At 55.7% G+C, this 20,101-nt stretch carries 25 protein-coding genes; 9 read left to right on the forward strand and 16 right to left on the reverse strand.

Going from position 1 to position 20,101, the window contains the following annotated elements:
• Positions 1 to 19 precede the first annotated feature (19 nt).
• From EL26_RS16210 to EL26_RS16225, 4 genes are all read right to left on the reverse strand, one after another.
• Positions 20 to 562 carry an RNA 2'-phosphotransferase gene (locus EL26_RS16210; RefSeq protein WP_038091177.1) on the reverse strand — a complete coding sequence of 181 codons (543 nt, stop codon included), beginning with the start codon at positions 560 to 562 and terminating at the stop codon, positions 20 to 22.
• Between the two features lie 112 nt (positions 563 to 674).
• Positions 675 to 1,118, reverse strand: a complete 444-nt coding sequence (locus EL26_RS16215) for a hypothetical protein (protein WP_052036489.1) — start codon at positions 1,116 to 1,118, stop codon at positions 675 to 677.
• Between the two features lie 89 nt (positions 1,119 to 1,207).
• Positions 1,208 to 1,486 carry a hypothetical protein gene (locus EL26_RS16220; protein WP_038091178.1) on the reverse strand — a complete coding sequence of 93 codons (279 nt, stop codon included), beginning with the start codon at positions 1,484 to 1,486 and terminating at the stop codon, positions 1,208 to 1,210.
• A gap of 443 nt (positions 1,487 to 1,929) precedes the next feature.
• A complete protein-coding gene (locus tag EL26_RS16225) occupies positions 1,930 to 2,799 on the reverse strand; it encodes a tyrosine-type recombinase/integrase (protein WP_038091180.1) in 870 nt (289 codons plus the stop codon).
• A 169-nt stretch (positions 2,800 to 2,968) separates the two neighbouring features.
• Between EL26_RS16225 and queD the strand changes: the two genes are divergently transcribed.
• Genes queD through queC form a run of 3 tightly spaced genes read left to right on the forward strand, consistent with a single transcriptional unit; the run spans position 2,969 to position 4,749 of the window.
• A complete protein-coding gene (gene queD / locus EL26_RS16230; protein WP_338010865.1) occupies positions 2,969 to 3,388 on the forward strand; it encodes a 6-carboxytetrahydropterin synthase QueD in 420 nt (139 codons plus the stop codon).
• Positions 3,375 to 4,031 (forward strand): radical SAM protein, encoded by a 657-nt coding sequence (locus EL26_RS16235; RefSeq protein WP_038091183.1) that lies wholly within the window; start codon positions 3,375 to 3,377, stop codon positions 4,029 to 4,031. Before queD ends, EL26_RS16235 begins: the two co-directional genes overlap by 14 nt.
• Before the next feature lie 4 nt (positions 4,032 to 4,035).
• Complete coding sequence (gene queC, locus EL26_RS16240; RefSeq protein ID WP_038091185.1) at positions 4,036 to 4,749, forward strand: 7-cyano-7-deazaguanine synthase QueC; 714 nt, start codon at positions 4,036 to 4,038, stop codon at positions 4,747 to 4,749.
• A gap of 159 nt (positions 4,750 to 4,908) precedes the next feature.
• Here the strand turns inward: queC and yfmH are convergent, their stop codons facing one another.
• From yfmH to EL26_RS16280, 8 genes are all read right to left on the reverse strand, one after another.
• On the reverse strand, positions 4,909 to 6,192 hold the full coding sequence (gene yfmH / locus EL26_RS16245) for an EF-P 5-aminopentanol modification-associated protein YfmH (protein ID WP_038091190.1): 1,284 nt from the start codon (positions 6,190 to 6,192) through the stop codon (positions 4,909 to 4,911).
• Positions 6,185 to 7,468 carry an EF-P 5-aminopentanol modification-associated protein YfmF gene (yfmF, locus tag EL26_RS16250; RefSeq protein WP_052036491.1) on the reverse strand — a complete coding sequence of 428 codons (1,284 nt, stop codon included), beginning with the start codon at positions 7,466 to 7,468 and terminating at the stop codon, positions 6,185 to 6,187. Before yfmF ends, yfmH begins: the two co-directional genes overlap by 8 nt.
• Positions 7,469 to 7,612: 144 nt before the next feature.
• Entirely contained in the window at positions 7,613 to 7,846 is a 234-nt protein-coding gene (locus EL26_RS16255; RefSeq protein WP_038091194.1) for a hypothetical protein, read from the reverse strand.
• A gap of 189 nt (positions 7,847 to 8,035) precedes the next feature.
• Positions 8,036 to 8,317 carry a hypothetical protein gene (locus EL26_RS16260; RefSeq protein WP_038091196.1) on the reverse strand — a complete coding sequence of 94 codons (282 nt, stop codon included), beginning with the start codon at positions 8,315 to 8,317 and terminating at the stop codon, positions 8,036 to 8,038.
• Between the two features lie 108 nt (positions 8,318 to 8,425).
• The gene (locus tag EL26_RS16265) at positions 8,426 to 8,674 is read right to left on the reverse strand and encodes a hypothetical protein (protein WP_038091198.1); all 249 of its coding nucleotides are present in this window, start codon (positions 8,672 to 8,674) and stop codon (positions 8,426 to 8,428) included.
• Between the two features lie 88 nt (positions 8,675 to 8,762).
• A complete protein-coding gene (locus EL26_RS16270; RefSeq protein ID WP_038091203.1) occupies positions 8,763 to 9,932 on the reverse strand; it encodes an NAD(P)/FAD-dependent oxidoreductase in 1,170 nt (389 codons plus the stop codon).
• A gap of 276 nt (positions 9,933 to 10,208) precedes the next feature.
• A complete protein-coding gene (locus EL26_RS16275) occupies positions 10,209 to 10,811 on the reverse strand; it encodes a CYTH domain-containing protein (RefSeq protein WP_038091232.1) in 603 nt (200 codons plus the stop codon).
• A gap of 101 nt (positions 10,812 to 10,912) precedes the next feature.
• The gene (locus EL26_RS16280) at positions 10,913 to 11,566 is read right to left on the reverse strand and encodes a CAP domain-containing protein (RefSeq protein WP_238546134.1); all 654 of its coding nucleotides are present in this window, start codon (positions 11,564 to 11,566) and stop codon (positions 10,913 to 10,915) included.
• A gap of 118 nt (positions 11,567 to 11,684) precedes the next feature.
• Between EL26_RS16280 and EL26_RS16285 the strand changes: the two genes are divergently transcribed.
• The 3 genes from EL26_RS16285 (at position 11,685) to EL26_RS16290 (ending at position 13,118) form a co-directional block, all read left to right on the forward strand.
• Positions 11,685 to 12,581 carry a LysR family transcriptional regulator gene (locus EL26_RS16285; RefSeq protein ID WP_038091236.1) on the forward strand — a complete coding sequence of 299 codons (897 nt, stop codon included), beginning with the start codon at positions 11,685 to 11,687 and terminating at the stop codon, positions 12,579 to 12,581.
• A 24-nt stretch (positions 12,582 to 12,605) separates the two neighbouring features.
• On the forward strand, positions 12,606 to 12,782 hold the full coding sequence (gene tatA / locus EL26_RS24645) for a twin-arginine translocase TatA/TatE family subunit (protein WP_081857272.1): 177 nt from the start codon (positions 12,606 to 12,608) through the stop codon (positions 12,780 to 12,782).
• Positions 12,783 to 12,923: 141 nt separating this feature from the next.
• A complete protein-coding gene (locus EL26_RS16290; protein ID WP_038091239.1) occupies positions 12,924 to 13,118 on the forward strand; it encodes a hypothetical protein in 195 nt (64 codons plus the stop codon).
• A 57-nt stretch (positions 13,119 to 13,175) separates the two neighbouring features.
• Here the strand turns inward: EL26_RS16290 and EL26_RS16295 are convergent, their stop codons facing one another.
• Together EL26_RS16295 and EL26_RS16300 are read right to left on the reverse strand one after the other, a co-directional pair.
• Positions 13,176 to 13,910, reverse strand: a complete 735-nt coding sequence (locus tag EL26_RS16295) for a hypothetical protein (protein WP_038091242.1) — start codon at positions 13,908 to 13,910, stop codon at positions 13,176 to 13,178.
• Positions 13,911 to 14,005: 95 nt separating this feature from the next.
• Positions 14,006 to 15,403, reverse strand: coding sequence for a branched-chain amino acid transporter BcaP (locus tag EL26_RS16300; RefSeq protein ID WP_038091245.1), 1,398 nt, complete (start codon positions 15,401 to 15,403; stop codon positions 14,006 to 14,008).
• A gap of 187 nt (positions 15,404 to 15,590) precedes the next feature.
• Between EL26_RS16300 and EL26_RS16305 the strand changes: the two genes are divergently transcribed.
• Positions 15,591 to 16,052 carry a hypothetical protein gene (locus tag EL26_RS16305; RefSeq protein WP_038091248.1) on the forward strand — a complete coding sequence of 154 codons (462 nt, stop codon included), beginning with the start codon at positions 15,591 to 15,593 and terminating at the stop codon, positions 16,050 to 16,052.
• Position 16,053: 1 nt separating this feature from the next.
• Here the strand turns inward: EL26_RS16305 and EL26_RS16310 are convergent, their stop codons facing one another.
• The gene (locus EL26_RS16310; protein ID WP_038091251.1) at positions 16,054 to 17,139 is read right to left on the reverse strand and encodes an HD-GYP domain-containing protein; all 1,086 of its coding nucleotides are present in this window, start codon (positions 17,137 to 17,139) and stop codon (positions 16,054 to 16,056) included.
• A gap of 166 nt (positions 17,140 to 17,305) precedes the next feature.
• Between EL26_RS16310 and EL26_RS16315 the strand changes: the two genes are divergently transcribed.
• Entirely contained in the window at positions 17,306 to 18,496 is a 1,191-nt protein-coding gene (locus EL26_RS16315) for an ornithine cyclodeaminase, nickel-pincer nucleotide-dependent (protein ID WP_038091252.1), read from the forward strand.
• Between the two features lie 99 nt (positions 18,497 to 18,595).
• Here the strand turns inward: EL26_RS16315 and EL26_RS16320 are convergent, their stop codons facing one another.
• Positions 18,596 to 19,075: a hypothetical protein gene (locus EL26_RS16320; RefSeq protein ID WP_038091254.1), complete on the reverse strand. Its 480-nt coding sequence runs from the start codon at positions 19,073 to 19,075 to the stop codon at positions 18,596 to 18,598.
• A gap of 228 nt (positions 19,076 to 19,303) precedes the next feature.
• Between EL26_RS16320 and EL26_RS16325 the strand changes: the two genes are divergently transcribed.
• Positions 19,304 to 19,945, forward strand: coding sequence for a hypothetical protein (locus tag EL26_RS16325; RefSeq protein ID WP_152559292.1), 642 nt, complete (start codon positions 19,304 to 19,306; stop codon positions 19,943 to 19,945).
• Positions 19,946 to 20,101: the final 156 nt, after the last annotated feature.

Consider the following 20,101-nt stretch of genomic DNA (forward strand, 5'->3'; position numbering starts at 1 on the left):
GCACTGGCCGCGTTCCTTTTTACTGCACGCGAATGTATTTCGCCGGCACCCGATCCGCCAGCCAGATGTTCTCTCCGCCGTTGTAAAAAACTTCACCGTCCGCCCACGCTTCCTCTGCGAGGATCACGAGAAGCGTCGGCGCGGCACTGCGGCGCTTGCCGACTTTGCCCGCCGTCTCGGTGTCTGTGGACAAGTGCACATAGTGGCGGCCCATCGGCAGCAACCCCTGCGCCAAGATGCTCTCCACAAACTTCGGCGCCGTCCCGTGGTAGAGAAGTTGCGGCGGTTTCGCGGGCGTCTTCACCACTTTCTGCGGGACGGAATGCCCGTACCGCGCCCGAATCCGGTCGTCCTCGATCTCAAACCGTTTCTTGTCAAACGCGCCGGACATCTGCACCAGATCTTCCCGCGTCACGCCGGCAAACGCCCGCGAGTACCCGCGCAATTCGGTCAACAGCTGCTCCACGTCGACCCAGCCTTCCTCGTCCAACTCCAATTCAAATTCCCACGGCGCATGGCGCAGCGCGTACGAGAGCGTCTTACTCAATTTTACAAAGTCCATTTATCCCCAACCCCCAATGTTATTCACAATTTCTATCCACAATATCCACAGCGGTTATCCACGATATCCACAAAAAAGGGAGCGTGTTGTCCGCTCCCTCCAGTTTACCAAATTATTCATATCGTTTGTCATGATAGAGCACATACCCGACCGGGTGATGCGTGAAGTGCAACACCGGATCACCGGGGTTGTCCGTTGTGGCGTAGGCGTGGTTTCTGTCGATGTACTCGCCCTGCAACTCGATCGGTTGCCCGGCTTCCAATCCCGCGATGCGCTGCTTCAGTCCCAGATGGTCGCCGAACCGAACGGCACAAAATGCTTCCGGCAACACCAGCGAGGCGTCAGCGCCCTGGATCGAGAGCACTTCGATGTGGTCGATCAGGAAATGCATGTGGCTGACAGGCCCGTCGGACTTGTCCGGTTCAACCAGTTTCACCACCGCTTTGCAATGCAGCAACGGTCCCTTCAACGAAAGCGCGTACTTGTGGTGCGGCAATTCGCAGTTCGCAAGCGTGTGCCCGAAGATCGGATGGCGGAGCAGTTGCTCTTGGGACATCGAAAACACCTCCGGAGGATTGTGTTCACTGCCTGCTCTTATTATAAATCATAATTTTCAAAAAGAATAGATAAAAAGAAAACCCCGGCTTACGAAGCCGAGGTGGTTTTCATGCGTGTAAAGCGAAACATCGCGAGACCTGCAAACGAAAGGAACAACAACGTCTGCACTTCATGCAGCTCCGTCCGGTACACCACGCTGGACGTGATGTCGGTCACGGCCAACGCCAAGAACAAAATGCCTCCCCAGAAATAGGCGGAGCGCATTCCTTCCTCCTGCCGTTTGTAAAACGCGAACTTTACCAGTACCATCAATGCCGCGAACACGAACACACCGATCATCAGTCCGTTGAACAGAATCATAGACATGTGCTGTCACACCTTTCTCACGAGACTTGTTTGTAAGTTAGACGAATCTGTGCAGAAAAGGTTTCATACTTCCCGTGATTTTTTCATAGAAAGTACGAATTCTGTGTCTACATTATGTCCGTCCGCCGGCCGGTCTGTCAGTCGGCGAGTTCGATGCGGTTGCGCCCGTTCGCTTTGGCACGGTACAGGGCGTGATCCGCTTTTAGAACAGCGAAACCGGCGAGGCAGAGGCGTTCTGCACCGCGTCCGCAAACGCCAGATCATGCAGCCGGCGGTTCCCGAATCCGGGCAGCCCGTCGATCCCCGCGAGACGCTGGGTCTGGAGAAAGCCCTCCTGAGTTTTTAAAGACTTTATTCGACATGGATCTCCACAATCCTTGTGTTGTAAAAAAAGAACAGCCCGCGAAAGGGGCTGCTCATTCATTATAAAGTATTCGGTATCCCTACAAATCCAACGCCGAGATGAATTTTTGATATTCGTTCGCACGCACGCCGCCCGCCGGGACGAGGACTTCCAGCGAGTTGGTGCTTTTCAATCCGAGCATCTGCGCGACGTGACCGATGTCGATTCCTTGCTCAATCATGTGCGCCGCCAGCGACCGGCGCAGCGAAGAGAGCGCGATATGTCCTTCGAGTTTGGCCTCTTTGGCCGTCTCCACGAATAATACTTGCAGGCGCGCCAAGCGGATCGGGCCTTTTTCGTCCACGAAGACGTTCGGCAGTTTGCTTTTGGTCGCGCGGATGTATTTTTTGATCAGGTCTTTGAGCTTGCGCGAGAAAAACACCAACCGGTCGCGTTCGCCCTGCTTGTTTTTGACCACCATAAACAAATCGTCCCACGAGATGTCGTCTTGCGTCAGGCGGCCCAATTCGTCCGGTCGAAGCCCCGCTTCGTACATCGTCGTGAAGATCGCGCGCCGCTTCACGTCATGGCACGCGATGATGAAACGCTTCATCTCGTCGATCGTCAGCGGCCTTGGCAAAGCCATGATGTAAGAGCGGCTTTCGCTGATCAAGTCGTCCATGTCGGCCGACTCCCCGCGCTCCGCCAAGAACTTGTAAAAGTTTTTCACCGCTTTGTATTTGCGGTGTACGAGTTTTTCCGACTTGCCTCCCTCGCGCAATTCCCGGCCGAAGTCATTGACGTCGTCTTCTGTCAAGGCACTGAAGGGCTTGTCGCGCTTGGCAAGGAAATCGGAAAATTGCCCGAGATCAAGCAACACCCCTTGCACCGTCCCCGGCGACTTTTTCTTCTCCTCGAGGTACGTTCCGAACGCCTGAATCTGAGCTTCGTGTTCAGCTTTACCTGTCATGGGTTCCCCTCCACTTTCATACTCACCGTCATATTTTGAACCAAACTCAGCAGAGAATGCAAGCGTCTTTCTACTATAGGCGGCAACTGGAAACTCTAGAACTCGTGACAAGCCCTCCTCGATTTGTTATATTGGAGTTTAGACTACTGCGGGAAAGGTGTGAATCATGATGACCCAAGTACCTTACCATATGAAGGAAGTTGCGGTGACGAAGATTTTTACGTTCGACTCCGCGCATCGACTCGACGATTATATCGGCAAGTGCGCCAACCTGCACGGCCATACCTATAAACTCGAAGTCACGATCAAGGGCCGGACGGATCACCGCGGCATCGTGGTGGATTTCGGCGATATCAAGTCCATTGTCAATGAACAGATCATCGGCAAGTACGACCATCGTTTTCTCAACGATCTGATGGATTTCAACACGACGGCGGAGAACATGGTCGTGCATTTCTTTGAGATCATCGACTCCTATCTGCAACAGATCGACAACGCGACCCCAGTGCGCCTGGTTAAGTGCCGCCTCTGGGAAACCCCGTCGGCGTACGCGGAAGTCACGTGGGAGGATTTCCATGCGGCTCAATGAGTTGTTCCTCTCCATTCAAGGTGAAACGTCCTCGGCGGGGCTTCCGACGATCTTCGTGCGTTTTACCGGGTGCAACTTGCGCTGCACGTACTGTGATACGAAATACTCCTACTACGAAGGCGATCCGATCACGCCGGAGCAAGTGATGGAGCAAATTCGGGCGCTTAAAGTCAAGCGCGTCTGCTTGACCGGTGGCGAGCCGCTGATCCAACCGCGCCAAGAAACACAAGTGCTGTTGGACATGCTGGCGAACGAGGGCTATGAAGTCTCGATTGAAACGGACGGCTCGATCGACATCTCGAAGTACACGATGCATGAGAACCAGCGTTTCATCGTCGACATGAAAGTCCCGTCCTCCGGCATGAGCGAGCGCATGCACTGGGCGAACTTGCGCCATCTCGTCCCGAACCGCGACGAAGTGAAATTTGTCGTCGGAAACCGCGAAGACTACGAGTGGTGCACCAACTTGGTTCGCGAATACGATCTCGACCCGGCGAAAGGCTACCAGCTGATCTTCTCGCCGATCTTCCGCGAAATCGAATTGGAGCAACTGGTGAACTGGATTTTGGAAGACGGCCTCGACGCCCGCTTCCAAGTCCAACTGCACAAGATCGTCTGGGACCCGGACAAGCGAGGAGTGTAACCCCATGACCCAAGCTGCCAAAAAAGCCGTCATCATCCTCTCCGGCGGACTCGACTCCACCACCTGCATGGCGGTGGCGAAAAACGAAGGCTACGAGCTCTACCCGCTCTCGTTTTTCTACGGGCAAAAAGCTGCCATCGAGCTGGAATCGGCGAAGAAAGTCAGCGAGTTCTACGGTGTGGCCGACCGCCACTTCATCGCGGACTTAAACGGCATCATCCGCGGCTCGGCGCTGACCGACGCCGACAAGGAAATTCCCGTCCACCGCGACGAAAACGAAATGGAGAAGGAAATTCCGGCGACCTACGTCCCGGCGCGCAACATCATCTTCCTCTCCATCGCGCTGTCCTACGCCGAAGCGATCGGCGCTGAAGCGATGTACATCGGCGTCAACGCGCTCGACTACTCCGGCTATCCGGACTGCCGCCACGAGTTTATCGAAGCGTTCCAGGAAGTCATCAACAAAGGCACGGCGGCCGGCGCACACGGCGCGGGCATCCTGATCAAAACGCCGCTGCAGTTCCTCTCCAAAGCGGGCATCGTCAAGCTCGGCGCCGAACTGGGCGCACCGCTGCAGTTCTCGCACTCCTGCTACTTCGGTACCGACCCGTCCTGCGGCGTGTGCGACTCCTGCCTGCTGCGCATCAAGGGCTTCCAAGAGGCCGGCGTGCCGGACCCGATCCCCTACGCCGTGGAGATCGATTGGAACACGAAATAACCGCGTCACCTCCCCGTCTCTGGCAGGCGGGGATTTTTTTCGCGCACAAAAAAGCTCATGAATCCGGATCTCTATGGGTATCAATCCCCCACAACAACGTCCATACCGACAAAAAAAGCTCTCGTCCGCAAGTCGGGGTACGAGAGCTTTTTGTTCGTGTTATTTCGGCAGCACCAGCGACACGGCGCGATGCTCCGGCACGAGGTGTTCGCGCAGGCGAAGGTTTACGTCTTCCAGCGTGATGCCTTCGAGGACCGACACGATGTCGAAGTAGTCGGCGTCCTTGAGCTGATACGCCGCATAGCTGCGGGCGATGGCGCGCGGAGAGTCGAGTTCCGCGATTACGCGGCCGATCATCTTGGCGCGGGAACGGTTGAAGTCTGCTTCCGGGACGCCGTTTTTGCAGACGTCGGCAAACGCGCGCTCCACTTCTTGCAACACCCGTTCCGGGTCTTTGCTGTCGCCGCCGAATATGGAGTGCGCGAAGTTTTCCGCGACATCGTACGACCAACCGAAGCTTTTGTCGATGATGCCCGCTTCGTAGAGCGAGTTGAACAGCGGCGAGCTCTTGCCGATGATCGCTTCGAGGCCGACCGCCGTCACGTACTCGTTGACGAGCAACTCGCGACCGGTCGGACGGCTCGGGTCTTTGTAGCCGAATTGAAGTTTCGGAATCGAAACCGCCATACGCTGTTCATGGCGCGGTTGTGCCACTTCCTGTTTCTCCTCCGGGAAGATGCGCTGTATGTCCGGCTGGCGGCTGAAGTCCTTCGCCGCTTGGTTGTCGCGCACGAGCTTCATCATCTGCTCCGGGTCGACGTCGCCGACGACGACGAAGTTCATGTTGCTCGGGTGGTAGAACGTGTTGTAGCAGGTGTAGAGCAGGTCCTTGGTGATGTGCGAAATCGATTCGACGGTGCCGGCGATGTCGATGTTGATCGGGTGCAGTTCATACATCGACGCCAGCAAGTTGAAGTACACGCGCCAGCCCGCATCGTCGTCGTACATGCGGATCTCTTGGCCGATGATGCCCTTCTCCTTCTCGACCGTCTGTTCCGTGAAGTACGGCTCCTGCACGAAGTTCAGCAGGGTCTCGGTGTTCTCCATCACGTTGTCGGTGCAAGAGAACAGGTACGACGTCATGCCAAAGGAAGTGAACGCGTTCGCCGAACCGCCGTAGCGGGCAAACGTGTTGAACACGTCCTCGCCGTTTTCCTGCTCGAACATCTTATGTTCAAGGAAGTGCGCGATTCCGTCCGGCACGACGGTGGGCTCCGAGTCGCCCGGCACGATGAATTCGCGGTCGACCGACCCGTATCGTGTCGTGAACATCGCATACGTCTGCTGGAAGCCGACGCGCGGAATCACGTAGACGTTCAAGCCGTTTGCCAGCTGTTCGTGGAAGACGCTGATCTCCAGTTGTTCATTGCGCAACTCACGCATGGGACTCCCCCTCCTGATCTCGCAGCATGTAGACGGTGTCGAGCTGGATGCCTTGCGACACGCGCACGACGTCGTCCTTGGTGACGTTTTGCAGTTGCTCGATCATCTCTTCCGTCGTGCGCACGCGGCCGCCGATCACCCCGTTGAGGTGGATGTCGGCGAGCGACCCCGGTTGGTCGAGCGAGGTTTTGTAGGAGTTGACGTAGCCCTTGAGCGTAAACTCCATCTCTTGGTCGGTGATGTTGCCCTGCTGAATCTCTTTGAGCTGCTCCTTGGTGATCTCCAACGCTTTCTCGAAGTTGGCAAATTCCACGCCGGATTGCACGTAGAGCAAGCCTTTCAACGCTTCGTTGCGCGAAGACGCGTAGTAGGCGAGCGAGTGTTTCTCGCGCACATTCAAGAACAACTTGGAGTGCGGGAACACGCCGAAGATCCCGTTGCACATCATCATCGCCGCGTAATCGTCCGAGTCGTACCCGACGTTCGTCCAGAAACCGATGTTGAGCTTGCCTTGGTTGACGTCCATGCGGTCGACGATCGTTTTGACTTCGCCCGCTTGATGCGTCACGTTGACCGGCGGGAAGTCGCCGCGGACGTTGCGTTCAAACGAAAACGCCTTGAAGATCTGCTGCGACACTTGATCCGGGTCCACGTCGCCGATGACGTAGACGTGCGCCGGAGAGGACGAGAGCATCTGTTGGTACAGCGCGTACAGCTCCTGCGGCGTGATCGTCTCCAGTTCCTGCTCATAGCCGAGGCGCGGGATGGCGAACGGCTCTCCCTTGGTCATCTCTTCCAGGCAGCGTTCGCGGGCGTAGGAAGTTTTGTCGTCGATGATAGCGGCCATGCGTTTTTTCTGTTGCTCTTTCTCCGCGTCGACGTACGCCGGCAGAAATCCGCCGTTCTCCGTGACCGGGTTGGTCAAGACGCCGGAGAGAATCTCCAACGCTTTTTCAAACAGGTTGACCTCGGTGGCGAGAAATTTCTCGTTGGGAACGGACATCGTGAAGTCGATGACGAGTCGCTCGCCTTTTTTGATGCTCAAACCGTGCAGGGAGGCACCGTAGAGGTCGTCAAGCGCCAAATTGAGTTTCTCCGGTGTCGGGCATTGCGCCGAACCTCGCAACAGCACATACGGAATCAAAGCCAATCCCGTCACCGTGTCTTCTCGCAATTCTTGTATCAAGTTCACAACGATGGTGGTCATCTTGTATTTTTGGGTCGGAAGGACGTGAACTTGCAAGCCGTGTTCCTCACGTGTTGCAAACTGACTCATCGTGTTCATCCTTTCTGGATGCGCCATCCCCAGAACTTGGGTTTGGGCATATTATATTCCTAGTAGTACCATAACAGCCGCAGAAAAGCAAAAAACCCTCTGCACAGGTTCCACAGAGGGGACGCAATCTACACATTCTTAGGTCTAGCTTCGCTTGACCAGCGTGCGCGCGGCGGCCTGAGCTACATCGAAGTCCACCTTCGAGATAATCGAGGATTCCTTGATCCATTTCTGAACATCCCGGCTCATCGTCGGTGAGACGTACTTTGGAGCGCCGTAGTGGTTGATCAGTTCCTTTTTTGACAAACCATGCTGAGACAGACAGTGAAAGTTGGTGAGGATCTCCATCAACTCTCCGCAAGCAGGGCATTGAAACATGAACACAACCTCCTGTAGTCAGGATTCGGCCTTTCGCAGACCGTGAACTTCCTACACGCCGTTTTCAGAAAAAATATTCTATTTTACTATCCAGTTTACATGGCTTGGTCCTCAATCTCATGAGTCGCAAGTCCCATTCTTTGTAAAAAAAGCTCTCTCCAATTGTGGAGAGAGCTTCAAGGGTTGTGTTTACATCCATTTGTTTTTGATGTTGCTCAATTGATGCCAAATCGCGCCGAGCCCTGCGAGATAGTACCCGATCTGCACGATCCAGCCCGTGGAATCGAGGTCCATCGCCCAGTTCAGAATCAGCAAAGGCAGCACGGTGGTCATCATGTCGCCGAGCACGCCGGTCAGCGTTGCGTGCGAGAACGTCTTGCCGATCAGCCCGCGGTACATGTCGGTCAACCAGTTCAGCCCGATCAAACCCAGTACGACCCACATCGTGTACAGCATCCATCCGGTAAGCATTTCAGCTTCCCCTCCGTTACGGATTTAAGATGAAAAGATCTTGTACTGTACAATATGAAGGGATCGGTGTACATGGGATGGGCAAGTGCGGTTTTTTCGAGTACGGTCTTACGCTTTTTTGAACTTGCTGAGGATCTCTTGGCGCTCTTCTTCGGTGCCGGAGAAGTTGTCCGCCGCGAAGCGGCGCTGCGCCCACGAGATCATCTCTTGGCGGGACGTGAAATCGTACGTGTGCTCGCCTTCGATCGACGAGATTTCCGAGACCACGAAGCGGCGTCCGTGCGCGTGGATGTTCATCTGGTTCCAGTTGTCTTCTTTGTAGACGTTCATGCGTTTTCCGTCTTTGAAATTCGGCATGTATGTACACCTCCTGATGTTGAGAAAAAAGTCCTTCCACGCAAGCGGGGAAGGACTTTCGGTTGTCGTAGTCAAGCGTGTTGCGGTCTTACTTCTTGAAGAGAGCGCCGATGGTGGAGAGGTAGCGCCATTTCGAAGCATCCTTGATGCGGTACGCGACCCAGCCCTTCGGCTTGAACTTCGGCGAGAGGTTCGCAACTGCCACTTTGCGGCCGAGCGATGCAACTGCCCCGTAGAGGTGCGGCTCGAACGACTCCAGCTTCAAGTGCTTGATCGACGCGTAGATGTTGTCGGCAGCCAGATCGCCCATCTGCACGGAGATCTGTGCGGTCGGCGGGTACGGACGTCCTTCCGGGTTGAGGTAGAACGATGCGTCGCCGATGATCCAGACGTTGGTGTGGCCGAGTGCGCGCAGGTGCTCGTCGAGCTTGGCGCGGCCGCGCGGTTCGGTTTCAAAGCCCGCGTCGATAACTTGCTTCACGCCGCGAACACCGCCGGTCCAGATCATCGTGTCGGTGTTGATCGTGTCGCCGTTCTTGAGGTGGACGACGCCCGGTTCGACTTGGACGACCGGCATGCCGATCAGGAACTTGACGCCGCGGTCTTCGAGGGATTTCTTGGAGAACTCGACGAGTTCCGGGTCGAAGCCCGGCATGATCGACGGAGCGGCTTCGACGGAGTAGATTTTCACTTTGTCCTTCGGAACGTTGTACTTCGCGGTGAGTTCCGGAAGTTTGTCCGCCAGTTCGCCGACGAGTTCAATGCCGGAGAAGCCTGCGCCGCCGACGACGAAGGTCAGCATGGAATCGCGCTTCTCTTTGTTGTAGTTCTGGAAGCACTTCTCGATGTGCTCGCGAATGCGGTTCGCTTGGTTGACCGACTTCATGGTGAAGGAGTATTCCTTGAGGCCCGGGATGCCGAAGAATTCGGTGTCGGAGCCCAGCGCCACGACGAGGTAGTCGTAAGAGAGCGTCGAATGTTCGAGTTCGACGGTCTGCGCTTCCTTGTTGATCGAAACGACCGTGTCCTTGATGAACTTGATCGGTTTGGAGCCAAGGATGGAGTTCAGCGAGATGGTGATGTCTTCTTGCTTCTTCGCACCGACAGCCGGCTCATGCAACTGCGTGATCAGTTGGTGATAGTCATGTTTATTGACGAGGATAATTTCAGCATCTTGTGTGGTAGCCAGCTTGTTCAGTTTCAAAGCGCAAACCAAACCCGCGTACCCAGCGCCAAGGATTACAACTTTTTTCGCCATAATTCCCCACCCTACTTGTGTCGAATTTCACATACTACAGTAATTCTATCAAAAATGTGACAAACGTCAATGCAAACTGGTACTCTTTTATGAATTCTATTGTCTGACAACTTGAACTGAGTCTAACTAGTGTGGTAGAATAGTCAGGTTTCTTGCTGGAAGTGCGGTTTTTGTCTAACCTTGTCGATGGGAATACGTGAGACGGAGTCGGGTTGACGGCTCCGTCTTTTTGTTGTGCTGTCGGTGTGGGAATAGCTTTTGCGAAGAGGCGGGTTGTTACTCGCAGTTTACGAGATTGAGGGCGTAGACAAGTTTTGGAATGGAGCTTTCTTCTACAGTTGTGCCGTATTGGTTTTTGAACGCTTGCACGATTTGGTAGAGACGTTCTTCACGGCCGGAGAGCAGTTCGAACTCGATTTCATAGAGTTTGTGTTCCCGGCAACGGCCGACGATCGAGACGTCGTCGAAGCAGACTTCCGCTTTGACGCCCTGTTCTTCGATCTCGTAAATGAAGCGCTCGGTGCGAAGCATCACGAGCGGGGCGATGTCGTCGTACTGGATGCCGAGTTCGCCGAGAAGCGCTTGCAGAGCCGGGCTTTCCGGCGGCAGGCGGTCGGGAGCGTCTGTGTAGGTTTCTTCGATTTCGATGCGCTTGTGTGCTTCGTCCGTGGAGCGCTTGACGGCGAGGATGGAGCGGTCTTCGAGCACGCGCAGGCGCAGACCGATCTCCTTGGCACCCAGGCGGCGGTCGGAGGTGTCGTAGTACTGGTTGGTTTGGCGTTCGATGTGGTGCAGCGCGTGTTCGCCGTCGTAGTCTGCTTTGATTGCCGCCCACGTGTCGGCGGTCATGCGGAATTTGACTTCCATTTCAATGGCCATGAGGGGTAAGGACTCCTTTGGTTGCCTGTTTTGTTCCATTGTACCAAAAAAGCCGCCGGGAGAGTCCGGCGGCCTGTTGATGATAAGACTTGCCCTTTCCCCTACTGCCGAATAAACTCCTGCGTCCAGTAGTACCCGTACTGCCCGCCGACGGCGACACCGCAGCCGATTTGGGTGTACTCTTTCTTGAGGATGTTCGCGGGGTGGCCCGGCGATTTCATCCAAGCATCCACCACCGATTGCGGCGTCTGTTGCCCCGCCGCGATGTTTTCCCCCGCATACGAGAATGTCACCCCGAACGACTTCATCATGTCAAACGGCGAACCGTACGTCGGGCTCTGGTGGTCGAAGTAGTTTTTGTTGCGCATGTCCTCCGACTTGATGCGCGCCATGCGCTGCAACTCCCAGTTCATCTTCAGCGGCGACAATCCGTACTTCGCCCGTTGCGCGTTCGTCAACTGCACCACTTGGTTTTGGAACGACGTCACTTTCGGGTCGAGCTGCGGGATGATCAAGTGCTGGCCCGGATAGATCATGCTCGGGTTCTTCAAGTTGTTCGCTTGCACGATCTCGCTGACGCCGATCTGGTACTTCGTCGCGATCTTCCACACGCTGTCTCCGCTCTTCACCGTGTACGCAACCGACGATTCCGCGTGCGCCGGAGCCGGGGTCACCGCGTTGGACGGCAGAAGCAGCGTCGTGGTCAGCGCCAGAGCAGCGAGGCTTTTGAGCATGTCGGCAAAACGTTTGTGCATGATGGCACCCCTTTTCGTAAAACTTCCTTCGTAGTTTGTACCCCGACAAGCACTCTGCGTCATGGAAGTTCTGGTACAATAGGGGTACGATTGCCAACGCTCTCTGGAGGTGCATGCCATGATCACCGCCCATCTGCTCGTGTTCGTCACGGTCGCCGAGAAAAAAAACTTCTCCCGCGCTGCAGAGGCGTTATCGTTAACACAACCCGCGATCTCACAGCAGATTCAGTCCCTCGAAGACTACTACGGCACCAAGCTGTTTGAACGCACCAGCAAACGCGTCGAGCTCACCCACGCCGGCGAAGTGCTGTTGCCTTATGCCAAGGAAATTCTCAACGTCTCCGCCGTCGCCAAGGGCGCGCTCGACGACCTCGTCGGGAAAGTCACCGGCAAGCTGACGATCGGCGCGACGTTCACCATCGGCGAATACATTCTCCCGCTGATGCTCGCCGAGTACACCAAGAAATTCCCGGACGTCGAAGTCAGCGTTCTCATCGCCAACACCGAAGAGATCGGCGAGAAAGCGCTCGACCACTCGATCGACGTCGGCCTCGTCGAAGGCCGTCTGCTCCACCGCAACTTGCACCTCACCCCGCTGATGGAAGACGAGATGGTGCTGTTCGCCCCCGCCGGCCACCGGCTGGTCGGACTTGCAGTCACCCGCGAACAGCTGTCCAACGAACCGTTCATCTTGCGCGAACCGGGCTCCGGCACCCGCGTGATCGCCGAAGAAGTGCTCGACGAACTCGGCGTCCACCCCGCCAAAGTGTTCAGCATGGGCAGCACCCAGTCGATCAAGGAAGCGGTCGAAGCGGGCATGGGACTCGCGATCCTCTCCAAGTGGTGCATCCGCAGAGAACTGCAGTTCGGCACGCTTGCGCAAGTCACGCCGAAGGGCTTTCGCTTCACCCGCCCGCTGCACGTCTTGGAGCGCAGCGGACATTTTCAAACCAAAGCGGTGGAGGAGTTTCTGCACCTCGTCCTTGCGTTTCCCACCGTCCAACTCACCTACTAATCACACGCAACAGGAGGAGTCTCTATGCTTTCCAACATCGGCCTTCCCGGCCTGATCTTGATCCTCGTGATCGCCCTGATCATCTTCGGCCCGAGCAAACTTCCCGAACTCGGCCGTTCGTTCGGCAATGGTCTAAAGGAATTCAAAAACTCCGTCAAAGGCATCGCCGACGACGACCACGACCACGACGCCCAAAAATGACCGCTCGCACTCGCGAACGGTCTTTTTTATTCCCCGGTGATCACGGAGACCTATCCACGCACGTCTTGCATGCGAAGAAGTCGCACGGGGAAACTACAGAAGAAACGTGGAACAAGAATGGACTTGAGGGGAGGATGCAAGATGGATCAACGTGAGCTGCAGCAGAACATCGAGACGTACGTGCGGCAACAGATGGAGGCCGGCGTCCACATCGAGTCGGTCGTCGACGTGGCCCGCCAATTGGACGTGCCCGTCACGATGGTGGACCGCGCGATGCGCAACTTGACCAAGCAGGGCATCCCCGGCCTGCCGTATCAAACCGCGACCGAATTCTAAGTGGCAACACGCCCTGTTCACGGGCATGAAAAAAAGCGGCTGCCCAGGCCGCTTTTTTTATTTCCAGATGTCTTGGATGTGTTCGGCGAGCGCCTGCGTGTTCAGCGTCCCCGCCCCGCCCTTGGCGATTTGGTTGGCGTAGCGGTTGAAGCTCTCCGCGTGCGCCGGGTTGTCGGTGATGTAGACGGTGCCGACGAGCGGGTCGAGTTGGCGGAGTTTCTTCGAGATGGCGGCTTGCTGTTTTTGCGGGATGTCGCCTTCTGTTTTCACGCGCATCTTCTCGTTGTTCGTCTTGGGCGCGTCCCGGTCGTACTTTTGCTTGTCGCCTGTGTAGATTGCGACGTAGGCGTTGTGCTCTTCGTCCAACAGCACCGTGCTGCCGACCACCCCTTCCAGTTGCGAGATCTGCGAGGAGAGGGTTTGGCTGTAGAGCAGGTGCGGATTTTTCTCTTCGTTTTTCTCTTGCAAGATCGCGAGCGGGTCGTTCGGTTTGCGCTCCAGAGTTTGGACCTTGTCTTCCTTTTTGTCTTCCTTTTTCTCTTCTTTTTTCTCGTCCTTTTTCTCTTCTTTGCTTTGCGTGGTCGCACCGCCGCCGCCCTTGCCGCCGCTTTGCTTTTTATCTTCGCCGCCGCTGGCTTGGTCGGAGCCTTGGCCTTCTTGTTTCTTCTTCACCTGCCCGCCGTTCTCGGCGATTTTTTGCTTCTCATACGGGGTGCGCAGAACCGTGCAACCGCTGGTGGTGCTTGCGACCAGCAACGCGGAGAGGGTCAGCGCAATCCAAGATTTTTTCATTGTCGGGGTCCACCTCCGAAGCTAGTATCCCCTGGCAAAAAAAGAAGCATTCGCCATCAGGGCGAACGCTTCTCGGAAACGATCTCGTCGGATCGTTACTGTTGATTCAGTTTGGAACGTTTGCGCGAGTAACCGAAGTAGACGAACAGACCTACGACCAGCCAGATCAAGAAGAACGTCCAGGTTTGCCACTTCAACTGCACCATGAGGAACAGGCAGAACAGCACGGCGAGGGTCGGCAGCAGCGGTACGAGCGGCACGCGGAACGCGCGCTTCAAGTTCGGTTGTTTCTTGCGCAAGATGATGACCGAAATCGAGATCAACGAGAACGCCGCCAGCGTCCCGATGTTGGTCAACTCCGCCAGCGTGTCGAGCGGCACGAAACCTGCTACCAAGCCGCAGATGATGCCGACCAGCCACGTGGAGCCGTACGGTGTTTTGTATTTCGGATGCACCGTGGAGAACATCTTCGGCAACAGACCGTCGCGGGACATCGCAAACGAGATACGGGTTTGGCCGTACGTCATGACGATGAGGACGGTGGTGATCCCGAGGATCGCGCCCAAGTCGACGAACCCGGCGAACCAGTCTTGGCCTGCCACTTGCAACGCCAAGGAGATCGGATGGTCAATGCCTTGGAATTGCGGGAACGGCACGATGCCGGTCATGATCAACGTCACAATGATGTAGAGCGCGGTGCAAATGGTCAGCGAGTAGATGATGCCGCGCGGCAAGTCGCGCGCCGGGTTTTTCGCTTCTTCGGCCGCCGAGGAGACCGCGTCAAACCCGATGTAGGCAAAGAACACGAGCGCAGCCGCTTGGAAGACGCCGGAGAACCCGAACGGCATGAACGGTTGCCAGTTTTCCGGTTTGACGAAGCGGAAGCCGACGATGATGAACAACAGGACGACGGCGATTTTGACGACGACCATGATGTTGTTGACGCGGGGCGATTCCTTGACGCCGCGGGAGAGCAAGAACGCAACCAGCATGACGATCAAGAACGCCGGCAAGTTAAAGTACGTCGTTTCATGCGGAACAGCGCCCGGTGCGGCGGAGAGCACGGTGGGCACATCCCAGCCGGTGATGCCCTTCAAAAGGGATTGGAAATATCCGGACCAGCCGACGGCGACGGCACAGATCGCCAGCGCATATTCGAGTATTAAGTCCCACCCGATAATCCATGCGATAAATTCGCCGAGCGTGGCGTAGCTGTATGTGTACACAGAACCTGAAACCGGAATCATCGACGAGAACTCCGCGTAGCAAAGTGCGGCAAACGCGCAGGCAAGCCCCGCCAAGATAAACGACAAGATCAGCGCCGGACCTGCGGTCAACGCGCCCTTGCCCGTCAAGACGAAGATCCCCGTGCCGACGATCGCCCCGATCCCGAGCATGGTCAGGTCGAAGGTGCCGAGTGATTTTTTTAACGTTTGTCCGGATTGCGAGGTCCGAATCAATTCCTCGATGCTTTTTGTACGAAACAAACTCATCCAGTGGTCCTCCTTCATTGCTGCGTCCGTAAGTGTGGGGTTGGTCAACTTGTTGGATGATTACATACCAGCATTGTATAGACTAGTTTGAATTTTGTCAAATGCTCGATATTTGGAAAGACCAGGGCTCTCCATCCGCTTATGGTACACTAGAAACAGCAAGGAAGAAAGAAGGGGAGTGGCTGAAATGAGCAGCGGAATGCTCGCAGATATCGCGCAGATTTTCATAGATCAAGTGTCTTCCGAGTGGGGTCTTGATTATTCGGAAGAGAGTTTGAAACAGGTCGACCGCTTGGTGAATTTGGTGTCCGAACCGGGACACACGCCCGACCCGACCTTGGTGTTGTCGATCGGCGCCTACTTGGGCGAGACGACAGTGCGGTTGCTTGGCGGCGAGTGGAAACTCGACGAGGAGGACATCGCCGATTCCAGCGTCCTCGTCAACGACTGCGAGATGTGGCCGTTCCGCCGCGCGGGCCAACGAATTTACTACGGCACGGAACGTCCTTTGTACGCGTGGTATGAGATGGCGAAATCCGCGCAAACCGGAGAAATCAAAATGCTCCTGCAAGCGCAGGAGCAGGTGACGATGATCCGCCCCACCGGGCAAGATCCTCTCATTCTCAAAGTCGAGAAAACCAAAAAATAAATTATAAGATTTCTTCGCAGCCCGTGATCATCAAGTTCAGATGTTGCGACAGATCCACTTCGCGGGTCGGAATGTCCTCCCCGTCCTCGTTTTGCAAAATCCGCAAAATCGGACGGTGGGGGAATTTCGTGTTGATGTCGACGACGACCGCACGCTCCCCCGTGTTCAGCACGACGGTCAGCCCGATCGGATAGAGGGCGACGTTGTCGCGGAACATGCGAATCAAGTTCGGATCAAAGCCGGACGACGAAGCAAACAGCATCTCCAGCGCTTCATGCGGCAAGAACGCTTTGCGGTAGACGCGGTGCGAGGTCAGCGCGTCATAGACGTCCGCAATGCCGACGATCTGTCCGTAGAGATGGATCTCGTCATCCTTGAGCCCGCGCGGATATCCGCTGCCGTCGAGACGTTCATGGTGTTGCAGCGCGCAATGGGCGGAAATCAGAGGAATATCGGGGTGCTCTCGGAGCATGTTATAACCGATGGTGGTGTGCTCCTTCATGATGTCGAATTCCTCGCGGGTCAGCTTGCCCGGCTTCATCAAGATCTCCATCGGAATCTGCGTCTTGCCGATGTCGTGCAACATCGCGCCGATCCCGAGGTCGATCAGTTGGTCGTGCTTCAACCCCAAAGCCAAACCAAGCGCCGCCGAGTAGATCCCGACGTTGACAGAATGGCTGTAGAGATAGTTGTCCGTGGTGTAGATTTGGGTCAAATTGATCATGACATTCCGATGAGTCCGCAATTCCCCGAGAATGTCTTCAAACGCACGGCGAAACTCGCGGCCAAGACGCGGGTTGGAAACGGTTCGCGTCCATTTGCGCGCTTCGATCATTTCGTTAAAAGACTTGTACACGGCACGGACGGCGCGGTTGCGGGTTTCCTCGCTGACCGCTTCTTGAATCTGCAAGTCGTCTGTGCGGGGATCTTGGATGTAGACCTGCGAAATTCCGAGATCAAGTAGGCGTTGAATCATCGCTTGGCTCAACTCCTTGCCTTCCGCCAACAACACGCTGCCGTTGCTCATATAGATGTTCTTGCCGAGCTTGGCACCGGGTTGCAGTGATTGGGTAGTCGTGATATGCATCTATGACATCACCCTCGCTGGATGGAAATATGGATCGAAAAATGATGTACTCTCAAACTTTTTCGACACAAACTGTTATTTACCTGCAAGCTTAGCGCACCTCTTAAAAGAATTAGACATGTTTTGCGTAATCGATGGTAGCTCTAACAGAAAGGGAGTCCCCGCGATGTACATCACAGAGTTATTCGAGCTCGACGCGCACCTCCCGATTTTGGACGACTTGGAAGCGGCCGTGCAAAGCGCCGGCGGTCACTTTGAACTGTTGTCGCACAAGCCGCTGAAATTCCTCGTCTACAGCGCCCCGGAGCACGTCGAAAAACTGGCGGATTTAATGAAGCAACACGGATGCATCCGTTTGCACTCCACCGAGTTGATCGTGAAACCCTCCCCCAAGGACGGCGTCGTGCCGGACGACTTCCACTCGACGTCGAACTACCCGACTTTTGTATTTTATGAAGGACGTTGGCAAGCTGTCGAGCGGTTGCGCATGGACGGCTGCGTAAAAATCGAGAACGGCAAGCCCGTCTGCACCCTCATGCGCAACGTCAAGCAGGGAGATCTCGTCGTCTGCGGAGAGTCGGGCGTGCGCATCTCCGTGCTCTCGATGCCGAGCAACGACGAGAAGGAATTCGCCTTCATGACCAGCGAAGTGTCGTCGGAGCGCCAAGTGCCCGTGATGATCCGCACCATCGCCCGCGAGATGAAAGACATCCGCGACGCAGGCGGCCGCATCGTGTTCGTGGCGGGCCCCGGCATCGTGCACACCGGCGGGATGAGCGCGTTTTGCGGGCTGATTGAAAAAGGGTATGTATCTGCCGTCCTCTCCGGCAACGCGCTGGCGACGCACGACATTGAGAATGCGTTTTTCGGCACGTCGCTTGGCGTCAACACCGCCACGGCGATCGGCGTTCCCGGCGGACATCGCCATCACCTCGTCGCCATCAACCGCATCCGCTACCACGGCTCGATCGCCCAAGCGGTGCAAGCGGGTGAACTGACGAAGGGGATCATGTACACGCTGGTCAAACACAACGTTCCTTATGTGTTGGCGGGATCGATTCGCGACGACGGCCCGCTGCCGGACACGCAGATGGATTTGATCCAAGCGCAAAACGACTACCAAGAGCTCGTCCGCGGCGCGAACATGGTGATTATGATCTCGACGATGCTGCACGCCATCGGCACGGGCAACATGATTCCGGCGACGTGCAAGACGATCTGCGTGGACATCAACCCTGCCGTCGTCTCCAAACTGGTCGACCGCGGGTCGACGCAAGCGACCGGGGTCGTCACCGATGCCGGGCTGTTCGTCGAAGGTCTGAACCGCTGCCTCGACGTGTTGGAGCGAAATACGTAAATAGCAAGAAAACCCGGCATCCGCTCGGGTTTTCTTGCGTTGAAGGAAGCTCGAATCACGTTCAGGCAGGATCGCCGTCGCATTCGTTTGCGTATGAAGTTACTGTTGGTACTTGCCGAAGGTCTTCGTGATCCGCTCCATCGTCTCCGCCTGCGTGGTGATGCCTCCCCCATAGAGGATCACGTTGCCGTGCTGGAACAGGGGAAGCGGCGCTTCTTGGTCCACATGGCGGCCTTGCAGAACGGCCATCTTCTCGTCATAGCGGCGCTGGTCTTCAAACTCCTGACGCACTTGCAGCGCTTCTGCGTACGCGCTCTGCGCATCGGGGTAGACGTAGACCTCCGTCCAGCCGTTTTTGACTTGGTACTGGTCGATGTAATCGATGTTGAGCAAATAGTGCGTCCCCGTAGCGTTGGGCAACAGTTGGCCCGTGCCTTGATCGATCGGATAATGCGCCGTCACGCCGCAGCTCTTCAAAGTCTGGATCAGCGAATCTTTCGTATATTGCGGCCCCTGAACATTCAGGTCACAACCGGATAACAGCAGCGTTACAATCCCCAATATCAAAAACAGTGACATCCGTGTGAATTTCCCCTGATTCAACTCGGAAATGCCCCCTTCCCTTTACCCCTATAGTATGTATTTAGCTTACACAAAAGACAGACAATTCACAAGAAAAAAATTATTTGTACAAACTTAAAAAACGACTCACAAGCAGATGCTTGTACTTACGGACGGAGGCCTATCGGTCGCGGACGATTTGCGATATACTGATGAAGTACTTCGAACAAAGGAGGAACCTACAGCGTGTTTTCCCTACTTCGGGCTTTGCTGATCCGCCCACATGCGATCCTCGCACACCTCTTGAAGAATCCGAGTCCGGAAGCTTCTTCGCGATTGAGTTTTGTGGTTCTCGTCATGATGATGATCGACACCGCTATCGTAGTTGGTCAGTCTCCCCAACTTGAAACATACCTCGGCCCCGAGAGCTCCTGGCTCAAATGGGGAATCGCTTTGCTGTTGCCGCCGCTGGAATTTCTGCTGCAGCGGTTCGTGTACATGCTGACCGCCCGCTTAGGTCTGTTGATGTTCGCGTCCGATAAGATGCCGCGAACGCTCGAAGAACGCCGTGCCAAGACGCGCCTGCTGCGTTTGGCGTTCCCGTACATCGTCTACCCGATGACGTTCTTCTCGCTGATCTCGTCGCCGTTCTTGGACATTGCGTGGTTGCAGAATTGGTTTTTTATTCTCGGTCTGGTTTACTACTTCCTGCTTTCTGTGTACACGTTGATGAATTTATACGGCGTGTCTTCGAACGTCGCGTTCTGGGGCCCGCTGTTGGTCCAATTTCTGATCTTCCTCGCGATCGTCATCGTGCTTTCGCTCGTATTGATGATCTTGCTGTTGACCGGCGTGATGACCATCAGCAACGGATTGCCCACTTTCTAAAGGAAGCCATACAACCAAAAAGGCAGCCGCCCGCATCTGCGGACGGCTGCCTTTTTTCCTAACTATTGAAGCTTTGCGATTACATGTTGCGGCGGTATTGGCCGCCGACTTCGTACAGAGCGCGGGTGATTTGGCCCAGCGAACAGTGACGGACGG

The sequence above is a fragment of the Tumebacillus flagellatus genome (assembly GCF_000714935.1).
Classification (GTDB): Bacteria; Bacillota; Bacilli; order Tumebacillales; family Tumebacillaceae; genus Tumebacillus; species Tumebacillus flagellatus.